Genomic DNA, 4,983 nt, shown 5'->3' on the forward strand with positions numbered 1-4,983 from the left:
TCCATTTTACCGGTTATTAATCAACTAAGGATTAAAAAATAGGTAGCCTATTAATGTCAGCTTTTTAAAAGGTATAGAGTGACTAAAAACAACCTATTCCCTGCTATGTTTAATCCACTTATCGGTAAATCGGTAATACTACACTCCACTTATTTTACATTTGCCTAACCAGCTATGACTATTTAAAAAGACAAACAGGGAGAGGTTAAATACTTCATTCAACAGACTGATTTCATCAAGAAAATTAAAGTTTTCAGGAGCATGATTAATGACATTTAGTCGAAATTCACTAACCATCAACCGAGAGTTGAAAAGACATAATCACGTAAAATAACATTGATAGAATAGATTGACATTAAAGTATTTTTTCACCATCGTTTTACGAAAAAATCAATAAAAAATGCGATAAAGAAGAGATAAAACGATTAATTTAGCAGGATTTAAATGCTAAAAAAGGCGTTATCCTAAAAAACATTAACGGTGTTTTTATACTATCAAGCTATTGATTAGTGATTTATAAAGGAAAGATAAAAGGTGATTGATTTATAAAAACTCGCAGAATTTCCAGTAAAGCAATGTTGGTAAAACAGTATTGACAAAACAATATCTATAAAACAATGTCAGTCAAAATAAATCGGATATGATTAACGTTCGTTTAAACGTAAAACCACGATATATTATAATGTTTAAATTTCGCAAAAAGCATATAGCCAAAAGATAAAAAACGGTTAAAACCAGATACCGATTAAAATCATACGTTAAAAAAATAACTTTTAATCCCGGTTTAAAACCTGCTCTGGTTTTATAGATATTTTAATTAAGAGTTTTAGAATTTGATATTTATGACCGTACCTTTAATCGACAAGCGCCGGGCGGGCAACCACAATTAACAAGGTGTCCCTCCAGCGCGACAGGTATTCCTTGTATATTAAACAAGTTAGAACCTTCCGCAATCGCGCCGGTTTGTTTACAGGCGGGACAAAACACCGGATCACCTTGACAGGCAACCGATAGTTGTTGGTTTACCAAATCGGAACCCTTTAAAACCTCGCCTCCGGTTGTTGTGGTATCACCTTTAAGGATAATTTTTTTACTTTCCACTACACTGCGCATTATTTACTCCGCTATATTTTCCGTTTCTCGTATTAAACTCTTCGCGAAAGCGCCGGTAGCAGGCCAGAATGCGCTGTTTTTTCTCCGGGGTATAGCCTTGTTTAAAAAACAAGGTGATAGAAATCCCAAGACGAGAAACGGTCAGCCCATCGCCATTGAGAAAAAGAAAAGAGGTCAGTTGCGATCTCAGTTGGGCAAAGTAATCTACAGTTTCCATCATTTTCTCCGTAAGTTATGAGTCGGTGGATAATCTGTTATTCCCACATACTTGCCGCTTCCCGTACCAGATGCCAGAGGGTTGTGCCCGGTTTTGTACCTGGAACATCAAAAGACATCGCCCCCTGAGCAAAGAAGTACTGTTTGTCAGGCAGGCTATCGGTTCGCCAGATCCCGCTGACCAGTGCAGGGTGGTTGCCTCTCAAAGGGGTCACTTGCAGCGGTCCACGATCATAACGGGCATACCAGGCCAGTGTGGAAATATCATCAAAATGACCGGCACCATAGAAATGCAATGAATGGCCTTCACGGGGAATGACTCGTATCGGACGTATCAGTTGGTTAATGGCAAAATAACTCTCCGGGACACTGCCCGGCAGTGGTGTTAAGTCCGGGTATTGACCGGCCCGGATCATCAGGCCATTGGAATAAGGGGTAATCTCCACATCCCGGTAGGGACGCAGCACAGGACGTATCCAGAATTCCCCACCCAATCGGTTTACAAATCGTTTGGACAGCAGGGTGATCCAGTTAATGCCACGAATGGAATGTCCGTACTGTAATACCGCAGTATGGACCGCAGAATTGACTTGCAGAGAGGGATAACGTTGCGCTAGCTGGTACTCTAAGGGAAAGTAGTCATGGTAATCTCTGGGGATGACCAGGCTGTAGCCACAGTCCCCACTATCCGGTTCGAGTTGTTCGCACAGAAAATCCAGCCAGGCCATAAAACGAGCCATGCCGTCTTGTCCTTTTAGATAATCCCAAGGCAGTGTCAGGCTTAGGTAAGAGCTACCATCGTCACCATCGATTTCTCTGGAATCCAGGTAACGCATCAGATAGCGAGGAGCTTCATAGATATTTTTAGCATCACTGACCACCCAACTAGAGGGCTGATTCTTTTTCTGATTAAGAATAGCCTCTTCTACTTTAGCTATATTTTCTGGTGAATATTTTTTTAACCCTTTAAATTCATGAGCATGAAAACGCAGGTGAGTACCGAATTCCTCCCGAAAGCGCCGGTAGCAGGCCAGAATGCGTTGTTTTTTCTCCTGGGTGTAACCCTGTTTAAAAAACAGAGTGATAGAAATCCCAAGACGAGAAACGGTCAGCCCATCGCCATTGAGGAAGGTAAACGCGGTCAGTTGTGATTTCAACTGGGCAAAGTAATCTGAAGTTTCCATATTTTCTCCGTTAATTATGAAGCGGTAGCGAATGTCACACTCGCCAATATTGCCAGGACGGCAGCTAACGCCGCAGCGCTGACTGCGGCGGCGGCAGCTAAAATTTCCACCAACGTAATCAGCGCGGCAGCGACGGCAAGGGTGACCAGGATAACAACGGCAACACCGGCAATAATCACCACCACTTCCAGCATGCCTTCACCCACCTCTTTTAATATCTGCATCCAGCTAATGTTTCTTAACTCTTCCAGAGTGATATCCGAACCCTGTTGCACGGTTTGCCACCGGGCTTTTATCTCATTCTCAGTCCAGGTCACGATTTTTCCTGTTTGTTCACTGACCCAGGAAAATGCGTAGCTGACCTGATGGCTTATCGGGTCAATAATTTCTTCACACACCCACTGGCCGGTTTGATTGAGCCAGGTACCAAACTGGGCAAGAAGCTCCCGGGTACTGTCGCGGACATAATTCAGCCCATTTTCAGCCAGACCCGCCACCTCCTGCCCAAGAACAACCCAGTCTTCATAGCTGGGTAAAAACGACCAGCGGGAAGTGCTGAGAAGCGGTGGATTTTTTGTCAGCGGCTGTGGAATGGTCCCCGGCACACCCTCTGCAGGAGGGGTGGGTAAAGCTTCATCATCAGGAGGCGAACCGGGCGGCAGTGGGGCCAGTGGTATCGGATTTTTATAGTGTTGGGAATTGGGCTGATAAAGTTTTCGCCATGCTTCATCATACTGTTTTTGCTCTTCTGTGCGGTTATCGTCGACGCGCATTACCCCAAAGCGTTTTTCTGTTGCAATCTGGATATAATCTCGTTCCTGATTGTCAGAGAGCACATCCCCCGGAAATTTCACCTCAATCAGCATCTTTAGATTATCGGGATGCACAGAACCATCAAAGTAGGTGGCATTTCTGCCCGGCCAGCGGAGAGCCTCATCTTTAACCAAAATAATATCGGGCCGACGGATACCAACAACCCCAAATTTTTCTGCGTCTTCGGCAGAAGGCCGGACAAATGGGTTACTGGATTGCGGTAAGTTATCGCCATAACGCTGCTTAGAGACTTGACTGGTTGCCAGCATAGGTAAGGGGACATCTTGCTCTCCTCGGATAGCAAACACCACTTCCGCTTTATAGGGCCACAGAAAGTCATGCTTAAGCTCCTCAACCTTAATCAACCCACTCATAATGATTTGATTAAGAAAGCGAATAGCGCCCAGTTTGGTGATAATCATTGCCGGCAGACGCAGGGCGTATTCGGCTTTTTCCGCCAGATAACAGGGATCTTCATCAGCGGGAAAGACGCCTATTTCCATTGTGCAGGTGATTGATGTGACAGCCGGGCACATCTTGTCGTTGTTGGATATTGCCATACTTATATCTCCATAAATTCCATCACATACTCTACCGGCGTGTTACCGCTGGCACGGTATAAGGTTTGCTTCGGCTTGGGTGTTGCTTCCGGTGAACGCAGTTGCAGATTTTCTTCTGCCGCACTCTGCACGGTCATCGTTCTGCCTAGCGAATCAGTTTTACCCGGGATGACCTGACCATCGCCGGTGGTAATGGTGTAGGGGATATTCACCAGCGGCTTATCGCTTTGCTCACTGAGCAGGGTATAGCGGGCGGAGTAGTCAAACAGCGCGCCGGCGGATTTCTTGCCGGTGATATGGTCGGTCATGGTGATGCTGACCCCTTCGATACGGATATTGCCCATTGGATCAATGACTATCTGCCCGCCTGCATTCCCAATGATGATTTGCCCGCGTTCAGAGTGCATCGTGATATGTTTACCCACGGTAATTTGCTGGTTATCGGCGACGTTTAATTGATGGTTTTTACCAATGGAAATAGCTTGCTGACCTTTAATGGTTACCGTTTGATTTTGACCGACTTCAAGCGTCTGAAAGCCCTGCACGGCTTCATCATCATCGTTTTTAATTATCGCCGTGCGGTTATGCGCCACTTCTGTTTGTTGGTTATGGCCTATCTGCGTGGTTTTATCCCGGAGAATCTGCGTTTTCATATTCCGTTGAGCATGAATAAACACTTCCTCTCTGCCTTTTTCATCCTCAAAACGCAGTTCATTAAATCCCTCTCCTCCGCGAGTCCGGGTTTTAAAGGTGGTACGGGTTTTCTCCAGCGGTAAATCAAGAGGCGGCCGGTTGAGGCCATTGTAGGTACACCCCGTTACAATCGGACGGTCGATATCGCCGTTGAGATAGCTGACGATCACCTCCTGCCCGACGCGCGGTATCGCCATAAAACCGAAACCGTTGCCGTTCCAGCCTTGTGCCACCCGTACCCAACAAGACGCGAGGTCGTCCGCTTTATCGTAACGGTTCCAGTGGAAATGGATCCGTATCGCGCCGTGTTCGTTCACATAAATCTCTTCGCTTCCCACCCCGACCACCGTGGCGACTTCATCACCGTCCGCCAGCGGCTTGTAACGGTAAGGGGGCCACCAGTC

4 protein-coding genes and 1 pseudogene are annotated in these 4,983 nt (G+C 46.0%); all 5 read right to left on the reverse strand.

Annotation, left to right across the window (positions count from 1 at the left end):
• Positions 1-840: 840 nt before the first annotated feature.
• Positions 841-1,113 carry a PAAR domain-containing protein gene (locus tag LGZ98_RS22865; RefSeq protein WP_113042152.1) on the reverse strand — a complete coding sequence of 91 codons (273 nt, stop codon included), beginning with the start codon at positions 1,111-1,113 and terminating at the stop codon, positions 841-843.
• A 28-nt stretch (positions 1,114-1,141) separates the two neighbouring features.
• Positions 1,142-1,330: pseudogene (locus tag LGZ98_RS22870) on the reverse strand (hypothetical protein); the annotation flags it as partial.
• 37 nt (positions 1,331-1,367) lie between these two features.
• Positions 1,368-2,513, reverse strand: coding sequence for a DUF3396 domain-containing protein (locus tag LGZ98_RS22875; protein ID WP_262978650.1), 1,146 nt, complete (start codon positions 2,511-2,513; stop codon positions 1,368-1,370).
• A gap of 14 nt (positions 2,514-2,527) precedes the next feature.
• Positions 2,528-3,886, reverse strand: a complete 1,359-nt coding sequence (locus tag LGZ98_RS22880; protein ID WP_262978651.1) for a VRR-NUC domain-containing protein — start codon at positions 3,884-3,886, stop codon at positions 2,528-2,530.
• A 2-nt stretch (positions 3,887-3,888) separates the two neighbouring features.
• Positions 3,889-4,983 (reverse strand): type VI secretion system Vgr family protein (locus LGZ98_RS22885; RefSeq protein WP_262978652.1); only part of this gene is annotated, 1,095 nt, incomplete at its 5' end.

Source organism: Photorhabdus kayaii, from assembly GCF_025384895.1.
Classification (GTDB): domain Bacteria; phylum Pseudomonadota; class Gammaproteobacteria; order Enterobacterales; family Enterobacteriaceae; genus Photorhabdus; species Photorhabdus kayaii.